This is a genomic window from Brachybacterium sp. Z12, assembly GCF_014400405.1.
Lineage (GTDB): Bacteria > Actinomycetota > Actinomycetes > Actinomycetales > Dermabacteraceae > Brachybacterium.
The window spans coordinates 688,828-704,118 of the sequence record NZ_CP060496.1 but is presented as its reverse complement, the minus strand read 5'-3'; the positions used below and the strand labels follow the sequence as shown (position 1 = coordinate 704,118).

Annotated in this window: 12 protein-coding genes and 4 pseudogenes; 2 read left to right on the top strand and 14 right to left on the bottom strand. The window is 70.5% G+C overall.

From position 1 onward, the window contains the following. Window positions 1-6 precede the first annotated feature (6 nt). From H3H54_RS03765 to H3H54_RS03740, 6 genes and pseudogenes are all read right to left on the bottom strand, one after another. A pseudogene (locus H3H54_RS03765) lies at window positions 7-947 on the bottom strand (ABC transporter substrate-binding protein). Between the two features lie 114 nt (window positions 948-1,061). Next, window positions 1,062-1,994, bottom strand: a complete 933-nt coding sequence (locus H3H54_RS03760) for an ABC transporter permease (RefSeq protein ID WP_262425573.1) — start codon at window positions 1,992-1,994, stop codon at window positions 1,062-1,064. After that, on the bottom strand, window positions 1,913-2,728 hold the full coding sequence (locus H3H54_RS03755; RefSeq protein WP_262425572.1) for an ATP-binding cassette domain-containing protein: 816 nt from the start codon (window positions 2,726-2,728) through the stop codon (window positions 1,913-1,915). The genes H3H54_RS03760 and H3H54_RS03755 overlap by 82 nt, the downstream gene beginning before the upstream one ends. After that, window positions 2,728-3,222 carry an ATP-binding cassette domain-containing protein gene (locus H3H54_RS03750; protein ID WP_395963715.1) on the bottom strand — a complete coding sequence of 165 codons (495 nt, stop codon included), beginning with the start codon at window positions 3,220-3,222 and terminating at the stop codon, window positions 2,728-2,730. The genes H3H54_RS03755 and H3H54_RS03750 overlap by 1 nt, the downstream gene beginning before the upstream one ends. Window positions 3,223-3,239: 17 nt before the next feature. Continuing rightward, window positions 3,240-3,596: an ATP-binding cassette domain-containing protein gene (locus H3H54_RS03745; protein ID WP_262425571.1), complete on the bottom strand. Its 357-nt coding sequence runs from the start codon at window positions 3,594-3,596 to the stop codon at window positions 3,240-3,242. A 227-nt stretch (window positions 3,597-3,823) separates the two neighbouring features. Then, window positions 3,824-4,417: a helix-turn-helix domain-containing protein gene (locus H3H54_RS03740; RefSeq protein WP_262425570.1), complete on the bottom strand. Its 594-nt coding sequence runs from the start codon at window positions 4,415-4,417 to the stop codon at window positions 3,824-3,826. 120 nt (window positions 4,418-4,537) lie between these two features. Between H3H54_RS03740 and H3H54_RS03735 the strand changes: the two genes are divergently transcribed. Next, window positions 4,538-5,788, top strand: coding sequence for an MFS transporter (locus H3H54_RS03735; protein ID WP_262425569.1), 1,251 nt, complete (start codon window positions 4,538-4,540; stop codon window positions 5,786-5,788). Window positions 5,789-5,878: 90 nt separating this feature from the next. On the opposite strand, the pseudogene H3H54_RS03730 reads toward H3H54_RS03735, so the two are convergent. The 4 genes and pseudogenes from H3H54_RS03730 to H3H54_RS03725 form a co-directional block, all read right to left on the bottom strand. Next, a pseudogene (locus tag H3H54_RS03730) lies at window positions 5,879-7,393 on the bottom strand (glycoside hydrolase family 3 protein); the annotation flags it as partial. 174 nt (window positions 7,394-7,567) lie between these two features. Beyond that, complete coding sequence (locus H3H54_RS19440) at window positions 7,568-7,666, bottom strand: hypothetical protein (RefSeq protein WP_395963352.1); 99 nt, start codon at window positions 7,664-7,666, stop codon at window positions 7,568-7,570. Next, a complete protein-coding gene (locus H3H54_RS19435; protein ID WP_395963713.1) occupies window positions 7,666-8,040 on the bottom strand; it encodes a hypothetical protein in 375 nt (124 codons plus the stop codon). The genes H3H54_RS19440 and H3H54_RS19435 overlap by 1 nt, the downstream gene beginning before the upstream one ends. A 90-nt stretch (window positions 8,041-8,130) precedes the next feature. Next, a pseudogene (locus H3H54_RS03725) lies at window positions 8,131-9,050 on the bottom strand (exo-beta-N-acetylmuramidase NamZ domain-containing protein); the annotation flags it as partial. Between the two features lie 238 nt (window positions 9,051-9,288). Between H3H54_RS03725 and H3H54_RS03720 the strand changes: the two are divergent. Then, window positions 9,289-10,101 carry a formylglycine-generating enzyme family protein gene (locus H3H54_RS03720; RefSeq protein ID WP_262425568.1) on the top strand — a complete coding sequence of 271 codons (813 nt, stop codon included), beginning with the start codon at window positions 9,289-9,291 and terminating at the stop codon, window positions 10,099-10,101. A 10-nt stretch (window positions 10,102-10,111) separates the two neighbouring features. Here the strand turns inward: H3H54_RS03720 and H3H54_RS03715 are convergent, their stop codons facing one another. The 4 genes and pseudogenes from H3H54_RS03715 to H3H54_RS03700 all read right to left on the bottom strand — a co-directional run bounded on the left by H3H54_RS03715 (window position 10,112) and on the right by H3H54_RS03700 (window position 15,250). Further along, a complete protein-coding gene (locus tag H3H54_RS03715; protein ID WP_262426562.1) occupies window positions 10,112-10,234 on the bottom strand; it encodes a hypothetical protein in 123 nt (40 codons plus the stop codon). A 555-nt stretch (window positions 10,235-10,789) separates the two neighbouring features. After that, window positions 10,790-12,130, bottom strand: a complete 1,341-nt coding sequence (locus tag H3H54_RS03710) for an MFS transporter (protein WP_262425567.1) — start codon at window positions 12,128-12,130, stop codon at window positions 10,790-10,792. Between the two features lie 776 nt (window positions 12,131-12,906). Next, a pseudogene (locus H3H54_RS03705) lies at window positions 12,907-14,207 on the bottom strand (alpha/beta fold hydrolase). After that, window positions 14,204-15,250: a LacI family DNA-binding transcriptional regulator gene (locus H3H54_RS03700; protein WP_262425566.1), complete on the bottom strand. Its 1,047-nt coding sequence runs from the start codon at window positions 15,248-15,250 to the stop codon at window positions 14,204-14,206. Before H3H54_RS03700 ends, H3H54_RS03705 begins: the two are co-directional and overlap by 4 nt. Window positions 15,251-15,291: the final 41 nt, after the last annotated feature.

Here is a 15,291-nt window from a genome sequence, read left to right as displayed (position 1 = left end):
TATGGATCAGTCGTAGACCTTCTCCTGGATGTCCTCGTCATCGATGGTGTCCGCATCGAACCAGTACGACCCGGTGTCGGTGAACTCCTCGAGCTCCTCGCCGTTGACTGCGGCGATCGCCGCCTCGACGGTGAGGCGGCCGATCGCGATCGGATCCTGGGTGACGGAACCGAGCATGAGTCCCGAGCGGATCGCCTCCTGCTGCGCGGTCCCCGAATCGAAGCCGACGATCACGAGGTCCTCGCCCGACATCCCGAGCTCCTCGACAGCGTTGACGATCCCGATCGCCGAGCCCTCGTTGGTGCCGTAGAGGGCGACCAGATCGTGCGCGCCGATCATCGCCTTGGCGATGTCCGCGGACTTCAGATGGTCACCGTCGCCGTACTGGATGTCGACGATCTCGATACCGGGATGGTTCTCCTCCATGTGGTCGACGAAGCCGTCGCGGCGGTCCACGCCGGTCAGGCTGATCTGGCTATGGCCGACGACACCGATCTTGCCCTCTCCCCGATCGCCTCGGCGAGGTGCTCGGCGGCGAGCGCACCGGCGGCATGGTTGTCGGTGGCGGCGAGGTTCGAGGGGTAATCGCTGTTGCAGCCGGCATCGAACTCGACGACCGGGATGCCGGCGCTCTCCGCCGCCTCGTACAGCGGTACGCAGGCCTCGGGGTCCAGGGCCGCGAAACAGATCGCGTCCGGCCCGCGGTCGATCGCAGCCTGCATCATCTGCAGCTGGGTGTCGACCTCGGTCTCGGCAGACGGGCCGTCGAAGGTGATCGTCACCCCGTGCTCCTCAGCCGCCTGGTCCGCGCCCCTCTTGACGGCCTGCCAGAACTGGTGCTGGAAACCCTTCGAGACGAGGGCGATGTCGAGAGCGCCCGCCTCTCCGGCGCCGCGGTTGCACGCCGGCAGGGCGAGCAGGAGGGGTGAGGCGGCCAGTGCCGCCATACCGGTTCTGCGAGTGAACTTCATCGTTGCTCCGATCGTCGATGCCGGTCTCCCGGCGGTGGGGGTGGTCGCCTGCTCGCGGCGGTGCGGGCAGGCGGCGAGAGAGGCGCTGGGTCAGGCGGTGCGCTTGTTGCGCAGGGTGTCGAAGAAGACGGCGAGGGCGATCACCACGCCCACGACGACGTTCTGCCACTCGGTCTGGATGGACAGGATGCGCAGCCCGTTGATCAGGACGCTCATGATCAGCGCCCCGATCAGCGTGCCGATGATGGAGCCGCGGCCGCCCATCAGCGAGGTGCCTCCGATGATCACCGCGGCGATGGCCTGGAGTTCGTAACCCACCCCCAGCTGGGGTTGGGCGGAGCCGAGGCGAGCCGCCATCACCACGCCGGCGAGGCCGGTGAACAGCCCGGCCACGACGTAGATGATGAGCTTCCAGCGCCGCACGTCGATACCTGAGAGCCGTGCGGCCTCCTCGTTGGAGCCGATGGCCACGGTGATGCGGCCGAGCACCGTCTTGGACAGCAGGAACCAGGCCAGGGCCGCGACCACGAACATGATCAGCACGGCGTTGGACAGCCCGGGGATGAGCTTGCCCAGGGCGATCGCCTGGAAGCCCTCGACGTCGTGGAAGTAGATGGGGGCGACCCCGGAGATCACCAGGGCGAGGCCCTGGGCGACCATCATCATCGCCAGGGTCGCGATGAAGGGTGGTAACCCTAATATCGCGACGTTGAGCCCGTTGATCAGGCCTATCAGTCCGCCGGTGAGGATGCCGAGCACCACGGCGACGATCATCGGCAGGCCGAGGTTCACTGCGAAGATCCCGGTCATCACCGAGCAGAGCGTCATGCCGGTGCCGATCGAGAGGTCGATGCCAGCGGTGGTGATCACGAAGGTGGTGCCGAGTGCGAGGATTCCGATCACGGCCGTCGCCAGCAGGATGCCGGAGATGTTCGACCAGGTCAGGAAGCGCGGACTGGCGGCCCAGAAGAAGATGACGAGGGCGATGAGGGTGCCGAAGGCCAGGCCCTGCTGCAGCCACACCTTCCACGCGGGGGCGTGGACGGCGCTGCGGGGGCCGCAGGGGTGGGGGCGTCGGCGGTGGTCGCGCCGCTCTCGGGAGTGCTCATGCTGCGGTTCCTTCCCCGCGTCGAAGCGCGTGGCGAGTTCCATGATCGAGTTCTGGGTGGCGTCCTCGTTGTCCAAGGTGCCCTGGACGCGGCCGTTGGCCATGACCACGATGCGGTGCGACAGGCGCAGCACCTCGGGCAGATCGCTCGAGATGACGATGATGATCGACTTGCCTCGGCGGCGAGCCGTTGCAGCAGGCGGTAGATCTCCTCCTTCGCGCCCACGTCGATCCCTCGGGTGGGCTCGTCGACGATGAGGATCTCGCAGTCACGCACGAGCCATTTGGCGATGACGACCTTCTGCTGGTTGCCGCCGGAGAGCAGCTTCACGGGCTGGTCGACGCTCGGGGTGCGGGTACGCAGCTCCTCGACGTACTGGGCGGCGACGCGTCGCGCGCGACGGTCGTTGACCACTCCGAGAAGTCCTGTGAAGCGGTCGTAGGAGGCTGCGATGGTGTTGGCGGTGACGGACTGCTCGAGCATCAGGCCGAGGGTCTTGCGGTCCTCGGAGAGGTAGCCGATGCCGTGGCGGACCGCGTCGGCCGGCTGGCGGATGCGCACCTGGTTCCCGTGCACCTCGACGGTGCCGGAGGTGGAGCGGTCGGCGCCGATGACGGCGCGGGCGGTCTCGGTGCGGCCGGCGCCCATCAGCCCGGCGAAGCCGAGGATCTCCCGCGTCGCAGCTCGAAGCCGACGTCCTTGAGCAGGCTGCGGGTGCTGAGCCCTTCGACCTTCAGCACCACCTCGTGCGAGGCGTTCTCGGGCAGCTCGGGACGGGAACTGGTCTCGAGGGTGCGTCCCACCATCATCTCGATGATGGTGGGGACGTCGATCTCGGAGCGCTCGAGGCTGCCGATGTACTGGCCGTCACGCAGCACCGTGACACGGTCTGCGAGCCTCCTCAGCTCCTCCATGCGGTGGGAGATGTAGACGATCCCGGTGCCGGCGGCCCGCAGCGAGTCGATCAGCCCGAAGAGGGTCTCGACCTCGGTGTCGGTCAGGGCACTGGTGGGTTCGTCCATGATCAGCACCCGCGCGTCGACGGACAGCGCCTTGGCGATCTCGACCATCTGCTGGGCGGCGACGGTGAGGTCGGAGACCCGGCGGCGGGGGCTCAGCGGGATCCCGAGGTCGGCGAGCAGCCGCGCGGTGTTGCGGTTCAGCGCCTTCTCTCGTCGAGCATCGGGCCGCGGCGGGGCTCGCGGCCCAGGAAGATGTTCTGGGCGACGGTGAGGTCGGGCATCAGGTTCATCTCCTGATGGATGATGCTGATCCCCAGTCGCTGCGCCTCGGCGGGCCCGGCGATGTCGACCTCGCGACCGTCGATCCTGATCGTGCCGGCGTCCTTCTGGTAGATCCCGGAGAGGATCTTCATCAGGGTGGACTTCCCGGCTCCGTTCTCGCCCACGAGCACGAGCACCTCTCCGGCGTCGAGCCGGAACTGGACATCCTGGAGCGCTCTGACGCCAGGGAAGCTCTTGGAGATTCCCTGCACTTCGAGCAACGGCTCGTTCACGTCCTACCTGCTTCCTCGGAGGGTTCACGGGCGCAGGAGCAGCATCATCGGATCATTTGAGATTTCTCCACGCCCTGAACGGACTGTGGTGAACCTATCAATCAATCGCGAACCTGCCAACAGACTGCACACGACGTGTCGCTGTCGCAACGCCCGCGCAGCACCACGTTCGGCGCGGCAAGGACTACAGATGGGATGTTTGCGCGGGCTGGCCGTCGAGCCGAGGGTCAGCGCGGCGGTCGCGCGAGCAGTGCGACGGAGAAGAACACCGCCGCCTGGCCCTCCTGGGCGCGATAGCGGTAGCCGCCGCCGGTGACCACGCGGCCGGAGCCGCCGGCCTCGATGACCCGCACCTCCGAACCGGTGTCGATCTCGAGCGCACCCTCGATGACGTGATGCATGATCCCGGGCACGGGGATGCCCGCGCCGCCCTCGTAGACGTCCTCGCCCAAGAGTTTCCACTTCCAGGTCTCCACGGAGAGCAGCTCAGTGTCCACGGCGTCCAGCAGCACCGCCCAGCTGCCGGCTTCGGTCGACCAGACCTCCACCCCGTCGGGGGCGCCGTCGGCCCCCACGCCCATCAGGGCGGCGAAGGTGGTGCCGAGGCCCGCGGCGACCCGGTCGAGGGTCGCTACGGAAGGGTTCGCCTGGCCGAGCTCGATCTGGGTGAGCATGCGGCGGCTGACGTCGCTGAGCTCTGCGAGGGCGCCGACACTGAGGTCCTGCTCCTGGCGTGCGGCGCGGATGCGGTCACCGAGCTGCTCGACCACCGCGGGGCGCATCCCTCCGCTCATCCGGGCCTCCTCGACCTCTCCTGCCATGCCGTGCACCGAAGCCTAACCGGGGGTGACGGGAACTATATTGCGCAACCACTTGATTGCGCACTATGTTGCGCATAGGCGGCATCGCCCCTTCTCCCCCACGCTTCGAAGGAGGTCCTCATGGCCGGAACCACCGCCCTCGCCCCCGCACAGCACACCCCGGTGCGCCGCCCGCGAGGCCCTCTGCTGCGCTGGTTCGTCTCCTACGGCTCCTTCGCGGTGCCGCAGGCCGCGGCCCCGATCGCCTTCTCGCTGATCGCGCTGCCGCTGACCGGGAACGCCGCCAGCGGCGCGGCCATGATGCTCGCGATGACGATCGCGCAGGTGCTGGGCGCCGTGCCGATCACTCGACTGGGCCGGCGCCTCTCCCCGATCCCCTTCCTGCGGGTGCTGATCGGCTTGCGCACCCTCGCCCTGGTGGGCATCGCGATCCTCGCCGGGATGCACGCCCCCTTCAGCCTGGTGGTGGCCGGGGCCGCGCTCGCGGGGCTGGTCAACGGCGCTGCCTACGGCACCCTCCGCGCTGTGCTGAACCATCTGGTGCCCGCGAGCCGGCTGCCGCGCTCCCTGGGCGTTGCGGCGACCCTGAACGAGGTCACCTTCGTCGCCGCCCCGGTGCTCGCGGCGGCGCTCGGCAGCATCTCCCCGCAGGCCGCGGCCTGGGCGATGGTGGTGCTCGGGATGGGCCCGATGCTGCTGCTGCCACGAATCCCCACCGCCACGGCGCCGGGACCCGAGCAGCGCGCGACCCGACTGCGTCTGTCCCCGATGATCATGCTGTGGCTGGTGTGCGGCGGCGCGAGCGCTGCATCGATTGCGGCGATCGAGATCGGCGCGGTCTCGATGGCGGTCTCCTTCGGGATGCCGGCGGCCTGGGGTGTGCTGTTCCCGGTCGCTATCTGCGTGACCTCGATCCTCGGTGGGATCTGGGTGAGCGTGCGCAACCGGGTGCCGCGGCGCCGCACCGTGCTCGCCTGGCTCGCGGTGACCGCGCTCGGCGTGGCCGCGGTGGGATTCGGGAACTCGGTGACCACCACCGTGATCGGCGCTCTTCTGGTCGGCGCGGTGCTCGCACCGCTGGCCACCTACTACTCGCTGGTGCTGGACCGGCTGGTCTCACCCGAGCACCGCGCCGAAGTGTTCGCCCAGCTGCGCACCGCGAACGCGCTGGGCATCATCACCTCGAGCGCCCTGCTCTCCCTGGCCACCCTTCAGACCACCTTCACCGTGGTCATCGGCGTGATGACCACGGTGATGATCGTGACGGGGCTGGTGTTCACGGCCGCCTGGGTCAACGCGCGGCGCCGGCGTCTGGCCAGGGAGGCGGCCGAGCAGAGGGCGCGCGAGGGCCTGTCGCCCCGCCTCAGCTGATCCCGTGCCCCAGCGGGTACGCCTCCCCGTGCCGTCGGCCTGCGGGATCGCGACCGGGAGCTTCCCGCGGGTGCGCACCGTGCCGGTGAGGACACCAGCGAGCGCGCGCAGCGAGGCATCGGCGTTGCCGTAGGCGGCGAGTGACACCGCCACCTCCCCCACGTGCACCACGTCGTAGGGGTTGCGCAGCGAAGCGTGGATGACCGGGACCCCGGTCGTGACGAGCGCCTCGACCAGCTCCACCTGCGCCGCGGGCGTGACGAAGCCGGCCGAGGAGGTGAACACCAGCACCGCGTCGACGCCCGCGGCGACTTCGGCGGCCTGCTCGGGGGCCGGGTCCGGGAGGGCGGTGACCTTGAGCCCCTGCTCGGCGAGCTCGCGGGAGGTCACCTCGAACTTCGCGACGGTGCCTGCGCCGGTGACCAGCACGCTCGCTCCGCTCGCGAGCGGAAGGGTGCTGCCGTCGTCGGTGATCCGGGTGATCGAGTCCTCGGCCATCCGCTGGGCCGTGCTCATCGAGCGGCGGGTGCCGATCGAGCTCACGGCACCGGCAGGATCGACATGCACCTGCTCGAACAGGCCTCGCTCGAGCTTCTGGCGCAGGATGCGGCGCACCGACTCGTCCAGCCGCTCCTCGGTGATCTCCCCATCGGCCACCGCCTCGCGCACGCCGCCGATCGCGACGGTGAGATCCGGCGGCATGAGCATCTGATCGGCGCCGGCGAGGATCGCCTCGACCGGGACCCGGTCGTCGCTGAACAGGGTGCGCACGCCGTCCATGGCGAGCGAGTCGGTGACGATCACGCCCTCATAGCCGAGCTCTTCGCGCAGCAGACCGGTGAGGATCGGGTGGGAGAGGGTCGCGGGGACCCCGGAATCGTCGAGCACGGGCACCACGATGTGCGCGGTCATGATCGAGTCGATGCCCTCCTCGATCGCGGCGAGGAAGGGCGGCAGGTCCAGCTCGTCGAGCTCCTCGCGGGTGTGGTCGATGACCGGCAGCCCCAGGTGGGAGTCCACGGCGGTGTCGCCGTGGCCGGGGAAATGCTTCGCCGACGCCGAGCAGTTCGCGCCCTGCAGGCCCTTGATCTGGGCGGCGGCGAGGCGGGCCACGGCCTGGGGATCCGCGCCCAGGGCGCGCACCCCGATCACCGGGTTCTGCGCCTCGACGTTCACGTCGACCACCGGGGAGAACGCCTGGTGGAGGCCGGCGGCCCGCATCTCGGCGCCGATGATGTCGCCGGCCTTGCGGGCGTGGGCACGTGAGCCGGTGGCGCCGAGCGCCATCTGTCCCGGCAGCGGGGTGGCGGGCTCGGGCAGCCGGTAGACCACGCCGCGCTCCTCGTCGGCGCTGATGATCAGCGGGATCCCGCCGGCGTCGAGGGCGGCGTCCTGGGCGCCGTTCGAGAGGGTCGCGATCTGCTCGATGTCCTCGAGGTTGTCGCTCCACACGAAGTAGATCAGCCCGCCCACGTGATGGGTGCGGACGATCTCGGCGATCGTGGCCACGCCCGTGGTCGAGGTGTTCGAGGCGTGCTCCTGATCGGCGCGGGAGCCATAGCCGACGGCCACGAACAGCTGGCCGATCTTCTGCTCGAGGCTCATGCCGGCGAGGATCTCGTCGATCCGGGCCTCATGGCGGCCGTTGCCCGCGCCGGGAGCGGCATGGGCGGTGGCGGGCAGTGCGAGCGCGGCGCCGGTGCCGGCGAGAGCGGCCGCTGTGAAGCCGCGGCGGCTGAGGCGGGGGTGGGGTTCAGCGTCATCATGGCGTGCTCCTGCTCAGTAGCGGCGGTAGCGCTGGGTGGTGACCTGGAAGCGACGGGATTCTCGGCGCCAGGCGGCGACGATCGACTCGGGACTGTCGCCGCCCTCGAGCATCAGGCGGGTGCGCTTGGTGCCGGTGAGCTTGTCGACCCAGCACTCGTCCTCCTCGGTGCGGCAGTCCTCGCCCTCGCGCCAGTCGCCTCCTCCACGTTCCGCAGCAGCGCGGCGAGCACGTGGACGCCGGTGCGCACCGGCTCGTAGGCCTCGACGTCGGTGACATGCATCTGGATCCCACCGCAGAACTCGCCGGCGTGCTTCGAGGTGGTGGGGGTGGCGAACATCGGCCGATAGAGCACGCCCGGCAGCTCGGCGGCCTGCAGCTCGGCAATGAGCGTGTCCACATGCACCTCGGTGATGAAGGGCGCGCCGAACCAGAGGAAGGGGGTGGTGGTGCCGCGCCCCTCGGAGATGTTCAGCGCCTCGATCATGCCGGTGCCCGCGTAGACCACGGCGGTCTCGGGAGTGGGGATGTTCGGGGAGGGCAGCACCCACGGCAGGCCCGCGGCCATCGGGTCCTCGGGGTCGTAGCCGCTCATCTGGATCACCTCGAGATCGGTGGCGCCGTCGAGGAACTCGCCGTTGAACAGCAGGGCCAGCTCGCCGACGGTGAGGCCATGGGTCTGCGGGATCTCCCCAGGCCCACGAAGGAGGAGGACAGCTCGGGTTCGAGCACGAAGCCCTCGATGTCGGTGCCCAGCGGGTTCGGGCGGTCCAGCACGATGAATCGCTTGTCGTTCTCGCCCGCCGCTTCCATCGCGTAGTAGAGGGTCCAGATGTAAGTGTAGAAGCGGGCGCCGATGTCCTGGATGTCGAAGATCAGCACGTCGACGTCCTCGAGCATCTCCGGGGTGGGCTTCTGGGTCTCGCCGTACAGGGAGCGCACCGGCAGCCCGGTCTTCTCATCGATGTAGTCGCCGACGGAGCCGCCCGCCGGTTCGGCGCCGCGCACCCCGTGCTCGGGGCCGAACAGGGCGGACATCGTGAAGCCGCCCTCCTCCTGTGCGCCGACCAGCAGATCGATCGTGGAGCGCAGGGAGCTGTCGGTGCCGGTGGGGTTGGTGATCAGGCCGACGCGCGCATCGCGCAGGGTCTCCAGCACGTCGGCTTCGAGCAGGTTCTCGATCCCGAGGCGGAAGCCGCCGTCGGCCTTCCCCTTGCCTTTGGTCCCGCCGCGCCCGGCGGGGGCGGCATGGGCGGCGCCGGCGCCGGCGAGCACCGCTCCGGCGGGCAGGGCGCCGAGGGAGGCGAGGACCCTGCGCCGGCCGGGCCGGGCCCTCTCGTCTGTCGTCGGCTCCGTCTGTCGCGGTGCTGCCTGGTTCACGAGGGGACCTCCGTCATCGTCGTCGGATCGTGCGCGCGGGAGCGGCGCTCCCGCATAAGGGCGCACGATCGAGCACGCTAACAACCCTGTGTCCCCGGTCACAACCGGCAGGGGCATCACCCCACGTGGGGCCGCGTGGCGATCGGGCTACCGTGAGGTCTGTGCGGCGGTCGCGCCGACAGAGGAGGGACGAGGACATGGTGGGCACGACGAACAGCTGCTGCGCGGCCGGGCGGGCGGGAATGGACGCCTCGACGGCTCTCGCCGAGACGGCGGAGACCGGCTCGGACACCGCGCGGCGCAGCCACCCTTCGCGGCCCCCGCCGCCGAGGTGCGGGCCCGGGCGGAGCGTGCGGTGCTGATCGAGGCGGGCAGCTTCCGGATGGGCACCGAGGATCCCGATCGCAACCGCGGCGACGGGGAATCGCCCGTGCGCGCGGTGGATGTGCCCGCCTTCCGCATCGACGCCGCCTGCGTGACGGGCGCCGAGTTCGCCGCCTTCGTCGACGAGACCGGGTACGTCACCGAGGCGGAGGAGTTCGGCTGGTCGTTCGTTTTCGGGGCGCTGGTCGAGAAGGAGCTGCGGCGCGCGAGCCGGAAGCCTCCCGGCACGCCCTGGTGGCGGGCGGTCGAGGGGGCCCGCTGGGACCAGCCCGAGGGGCCGGGCTCCACGGTCGCCGAGCGGGGAGATCACCCGGTGGTGCATGTGTCGCTGCGGGACGCGGAGGCTTTCGCGGTCTGGTGCGGGATGCGCCTGCCGCGGGAGGCGGAGTGGGAGAAGGCCGCACGGGGTGGCCTGGACCAGGCTCGCTACGCCTGGGGTGAGGAGCTGACCCCGGGTGGTGAGCACCGCTGCAACATCTGGCAGGGCGGCTTCCCGGTGCGCAACACCCTCGAGGACGGGTACCTGGGCACGGCGCCGGTGCGCAGCTTCCCGCCCAACGGCTTCGGGCTGTACGAGGTGGCCGGGAACGTCTGGGAGTGGTGCAGCGACCGCTGGCGCACGGGGCAGGCCGACTCGCTCACCGGGGACGTGCGGGTGATGCGCGGCGGCTCATACCTGTGCCACGACTCGTATTGCAACCGCTACCGGGTCGCTGCTCGCTCCTCGACCGCCGCAGAGGATGCCAGCGGCAACAAGGGCTTCCGCCTCGCGGTCGACGCCTGAGGCGGGACCCTCAGGTGCGGGCCGTGCCCCAGGTCCGCTTCAGCTCCTCGACGTGCTCGGCCAGGGCCGCGCCCATGTCGAACTCGGGGTCCAGCAGCCACTGCACCTGCAGGCCATCCATCAGCGCGATCATCGAGCGGGCGATCCGCTCCACGGGGCGTCGGGCAGCACATGGCCGCTGCGCTGATCCTCGCGGAGCCCGTCGGTGAGCAGCCCCTCGGAGGCCTCGAAGTGGCGCAGCATCCAGCTGTGCGCCGGATGTTCCGGCGCGATCGCCTCCCGACCATCGAGGTGTACAGCAGCACCAGCTGGCGGCGCCGCATGTTCTCGCGGGTCAGGCTCACGAGGGCGTCGAACATCCGCCACGGGCCCGCTTCGAGTCCCTCCAGGGGAATGCTGTCCATCCTGTCCCGGTGGTCGAGCACGGCCCCGAGCAACGCCGACTTCGAGCGGAAGTGATGGGCGAGCCCCGAGGGCGAGATGCCCGCAGCCTCCGCCACCTGCGCCATCGAGGTGGCGGCGTAGCCGTGACGGGCGATGAGGTCGATCGCCGCACGCAGCGCGTTCTCGCGCACCACGGCGGAGTCCTGGCCACGGGGACGACCACGCCCACGGCGGGCGGGGCGGGAGTCCTGTGCGTCGGCGCTCATCTCTCCTCCCCGCTCCGACCGTCGGAGTCAGCGCTCTACTATTTCACGCCCCGGATGAACATCGTCATGATCGCGCCGAGCAGAGCGATGATCGCGGCAGTGATGAGAAGTGGAGCGAAGTTCGTGCCTCCGCCGAGGCTCGCCAGCAGGAACCCGCCGAAGGCCGGAGCCAGCGACTGCGGCAGGGCATTGGCGATGTTGAAGACGCCCAGGTCCTTGCCGGCCTCCTCGCGGCTCGGCAGCACTTCGAGCACGAGCGCGAGGTCCACGGCGATGTAGGCGCCGTAGGCGATGCCCATGATCGCCTCGACCACGTAGAAGGCGGCGACCGTGTCCGCGTGCAGCAGCAGGTAGGTCGCCAGGGCGAAGATGAGGATAGAGGCGGCGACCAGGATCTTGCGCCTGCCCAGCTTGTCGGAGAGCCACCCGCCGAACACGCTCGCGGCCATGGAGGTGGCGGTGTAGATGGTGACGCCGACGGCGACCACACCGGTCGCGGACCCGGCATCGAGGCCCAGATGGTTCGTCATGTACAGCAGGCGGAACGTGACGAACATGAACGAGGCGAGGATGATCGTGAATCGTCCGGCCCAGGCCAGGGCGAAGTCCGGATACTTGAGCGGGTTCCGCCAGAAGGTGGTCAGCAGCTCGACCAGGTTGAACGGGTGGCGGTTCTGCTTCAGCACCGGCTCGGGGAGCATCAGCGCATAGACGATCGCGAGCGCCGCACCGACCACCGCGGGCACCATGAACAGCAGGACCATGTTGTGGTCCAGCACCGCGGCCAGCCAGGTGGCGACCAGAACCGCCAGGTTGGAGGCGATGCCCACCAGGCCCGACACCTTCCCGTACTGGGTGCTGGAGAGCTGATCGGACAGCGACGCCGTGAAGGCGGCGAAGGCCATGTTCGCGGTGGCCTGCGCGAGGAACCAGCCCACGGCCATGAGACCGGCGCCGGGAGCGATCGCGATGAGGAACAGGCCGACCACCATCGCCACGGCACCGCCGATGATCCACGGTCGGCGCCGCCCGAAGCGGCCTGTGGTGCGGTCGGAGATGCGACCGCCCAGAGCGTTGAAGAGGACGGCCGCCAGGGCGCCGGGGGCCAGGGCGAAGGCGGTGATCGCGGCCTGCTCGGCCGGGACCGTCGAGAGCGCGGTCGCCTTGAGCTGGATCGAGACGGTGGCAGGGCCCATGAGGCCGAGGAAGATGCCGAGCTGGCCGAGCACCACGCCGACGACGAACCACCAGGGCTTGACCCGGTCCGGCTCGATGCCGATGTGCGGAACAGGGAGCTTCGGCCCGAGCAGGTTCGGGCTGCCCTCGAGGTCGATCGTGGGATCAGGCGCGAAACCCTGACCAGGGGTGGAGACGGTCACGGAGGACTCCTTCGTCAACATGGAGCGCGGCGAGGCAGTGGTTCCGCAGCTGTGCGGGCCCGACGCGGCGATCGTGACGGCCATTATTAGTCGACGCCCACTAATAAGTCGAGCCATAACATTCCAGTGGTCAGTTTTGGTCGGCCTCTGGGCCGATGGGCGCCGTGGCCTGGGCGGATGCGTGCGCGACGGTGTGAGCCAGGCCACCGTGGAGGGGTCTCGGGGTCATGCTCGAGCCCGGAGGCCGCCGGTCGTGTGGCGTGATCGGATCTCGTCGTGACCCGACCACGGCCCCCGCCACGGCCGGGAAGGTTCCAGGCAGATGGCACCTTTCTCGCCGTGGTTCGGTGGCAGCCCTCGCCACGACCCAGAAGGTGCCAGGCAGATGGCACTTTCCTCGCCGTGGCTCGGTGGCCGTCCCGCCACGACCGGGAAGGTTCCAGGCAGATGGCCCCTTTCTCGCCGTAGCAGCTGAACAGGCACGGGACCGGCCGATCAGGCTATGGGCGCGCTGATCGGGTCCTGGGTCGGCCCACGGGCCGAAAGGTTCCGCGCGAGCGGCACTTTCCTGGCCGTGGCGAGAGAACCCGCCGCTGGCCAGGCGAAAGGTTCCACTGGGTGGCACCTTCCGGGTCGTGGCTGCTGGCGGGACCAGATCAGGCCCAGCGCGGCTGGTGGGCCCGGCTCAGCCGGCACCCGCCAGCGGCCAGGCGAAAGGTTCCACTGGGTGGCACCTTTCGGGTCGTGGCTGCTGGCGGGGCCGGGTCGGGCCCGGCTCAGGCGGCGCGGCGGCCGGCGGCGAGGTCGAGCAGGTGGTCGAGCACCACCTCGCCGCTCGCGCGCAGGCCGTTGTGCTCGTATTCGCTGGTGACCCAGGTGCGCAGGCCGGGCAGCAGGGCGGCGGTGGCGAGGGAGAACTCGCGCGGCACGTACACGTCACCGAAGTAGATCGCGGCGGCGCCAGGCACCGTGCAGCGCCGCAGAGCCTCGGGATCGTACAGCTGCGGCCAGTCGTGCTCGGCCAGCAGGTCTGCGGCCTCCGCCCACATCTCCAGCTCCGGATCCTCGGCGAAGAGGCTGCGGTGCATGTGCTCCCCCCGCCCAGCAGGGTCGGGTCCTCACGCACCTCGGCCGGCATCATGCGGTCCGCCGACCAGCGGGTGGCGACCCCGTCGGCCCAGCAGCTCTCGTGGATCACGGAGTACAGGGGGTTGCGGCCGCCGAAGGGCAGCGCGCCGGCGAGGTCGTGGGCGAAGGCCGGGGAGGCGGGGTCGAGGTCCAGCAGGTAGTGGAGGCGCTCGGCGCCCTGGGAGGCGCCGAGCAGGTGGCCGAGTCGGCGCAGCCGCTCGACCCCTACCCGCTGCCCGTCCGGCAGGCGGAGCCGGCCCGCGTCGGCGGCGTCGGCGAGGCGGCGGAAGCGGTCGCGGTCGGCGGGGAAGCGTGCCCAGTAGTGCTCGCTGCGGCTGGCCATCGCCTGCCAGGTGGTCGCGTAGACGTTGTCCATGTCCGGGCCGACGGTCGGCAGGCCGCCGGTGAACAGGGCCTTGTCGACGCCGCCGCAGGCGACGCTGAGGTAGCGCAGGGTGGTGAAGCCGCCGAAGGACTGCCCCAGCAGCGACCAGCTCCCCACACCGAGGTGCTCGCGCAGCAGTTCGGCGTCGGCCACGATCGAGTCGGCCCGGAAGCGGGTGAGGTAGTGCGCCTGCTGCGCGGGGGTGGCCTCGCGCAGGGTGGTGGCGCCGGGGATCGCCCCCTCGGGCAGCGTGGTGTCGGGGCCGGCGGGGGTGGAGCGGCCGGTGCCGCGCTGGTCGAGCATCACCACTCGGTGCTCGCGCAGGGCGCGGGCGAGCCATGCCGGGGAGGAGGCCTCGAGCGGGCGCGGGGCCTCGGAGCCGGGGCCGCCCTGCAGGTAGACGAGGTAGGGACGGTCCTCACCGCCGTCGGCGGTGACGATCCGGGCGAACACCTCGATCTGCGCGCCGGCGGGGTCGGCGTGGTCGAGCGGGGCGGAGAGGGTCAGGTCCCGCAGCTGCAGGCCGGGCAGGGTCCAGGAAGTCGAGGAGGTCATAGTGCTCATTCGTCGTCGCGGGTGGTGGTGCCGGGGAAGAACTCCCAGTCGAAGGTGTGCAGGGCGCCGGGGCGGTCCTCGCGGTCGATCGCGCGATCGATGATGATGCTCGAGAGCCTCACGAAGACGTCGTCCACCCCGTAGTAGCTGATGGGGCCGAAGAACTCGGTCTTGGCGGGGACGTCACCGATGGAGATGAACTCGAGATCTTCGGGCACCCTGATGCCGATCCGTTCGGCGGCGAGCTGGAGGGCCACCGCCTGGTAGCCGGTGAAGCAGATGACCGCCTCCGGGCGGTCCGGGCCCTGCAGCCACTCGACCGCCGCGAGATAGGTGTCGTGGCTGCCCTCGGGGACCACGTGGACGAGCGACTCCGCAGGGCCGTCTCCCCTCTCGTGCGCGGCCTCGAGGAAGGCACCGGTGCGTGGGTGGCCGAGGGCGCCGCCGGCGCGGTGCTCGAGGTTCGGGGCGAGCATCTGCACCCGTCGGTGGCGGGAGCGCAGCAGCTCGTAGGCCCGGCGGATCGCGAGGAAGGGCGTGGAGGAGACGACGTCGAACTCCTCCGGCTCCATCTGCGCACTGAACGCGACCAGTCCGCTGTGGGTCGAGGCGGCGAGCCGGCGCACCAGGCTGGGCCCGTTCTCGACGAAGTCGATGCTGGTCAGCAGGGCGGCATCGGTCGAGGCGCCGAGCAGGTACTCGTACCAGCGCTCATCGGCCAGGACCAGCGTGGACAAGTCGTGCTGGAGCGCGTCATCGCGCACCTGGGTGGTCAGCTGCACACCCCAGGGGTCGTCGAGGGTTCCCAGGGTCAGCACGATGCCGCCGCCGCGGCCGGTGCGCATGGCCTGGGCGTGGCGGTTGGGGACGTAGCCCAGCTCGGTCGCGGCCGCGCGCACCTTGGCCTTGGTGCTCTCGGAGCCGGCGGAGCGGGAACCGCCGCGGCCCGAGAGCACGAAGGAAGCGGTCGCCAGCGACACCCCCGCCGCGCGGGCGACATCGGCCAGGGTCACGGTGCCGCGGGGCACGGGGCCTCGGGAATCGCGGGTCATGGCTGCGTGGCCTCCTGGGAGCAGAACAGGGCGTGGCGAGG

Bases quoted from the DNA above. Each gene is read 5' to 3' on its own strand.
- H3H54_RS03755 (WP_262425572.1), bottom strand. From the start codon at position 2,728: ATGGGCGCCGGCCGCACCGAGACCGCCCGCGCCGTCATCGGCGCCGAC.
- H3H54_RS03740 (WP_262425570.1), bottom strand. From the start codon at position 4,417: ATGGCAGGAGAGGTCGAGGAGGCCCGGATGAGCGGAGGGATGCGCCCC.
- H3H54_RS03735 (WP_262425569.1), top strand. From the start codon at position 4,538: ATGGCCGGAACCACCGCCCTCGCCCCCGCACAGCACACCCCGGTGCGC.
- H3H54_RS19440 (WP_395963352.1), bottom strand. From the start codon at position 7,666: ATGCTCGAGGGCGGCGACAGTCCCGAGTCGATCGTCGCCGCCTGGCGC.
- H3H54_RS19435 (WP_395963713.1), bottom strand. From the start codon at position 8,040: ATGATCGAGGCGCTGAACATCTCCGAGGGGCGCGGCACCACCACCCCC.
- H3H54_RS03715 (WP_262426562.1), bottom strand. From the start codon at position 10,234: ATGATCGCGCTGATGGATGGCCTGCAGGTGCAGTGGCTGCTGGACCCC.
- H3H54_RS03700 (WP_262425566.1), bottom strand. From the start codon at position 15,250: ATGACCCGCGATTCCCGAGGCCCCGTGCCCCGCGGCACCGTGACCCTG.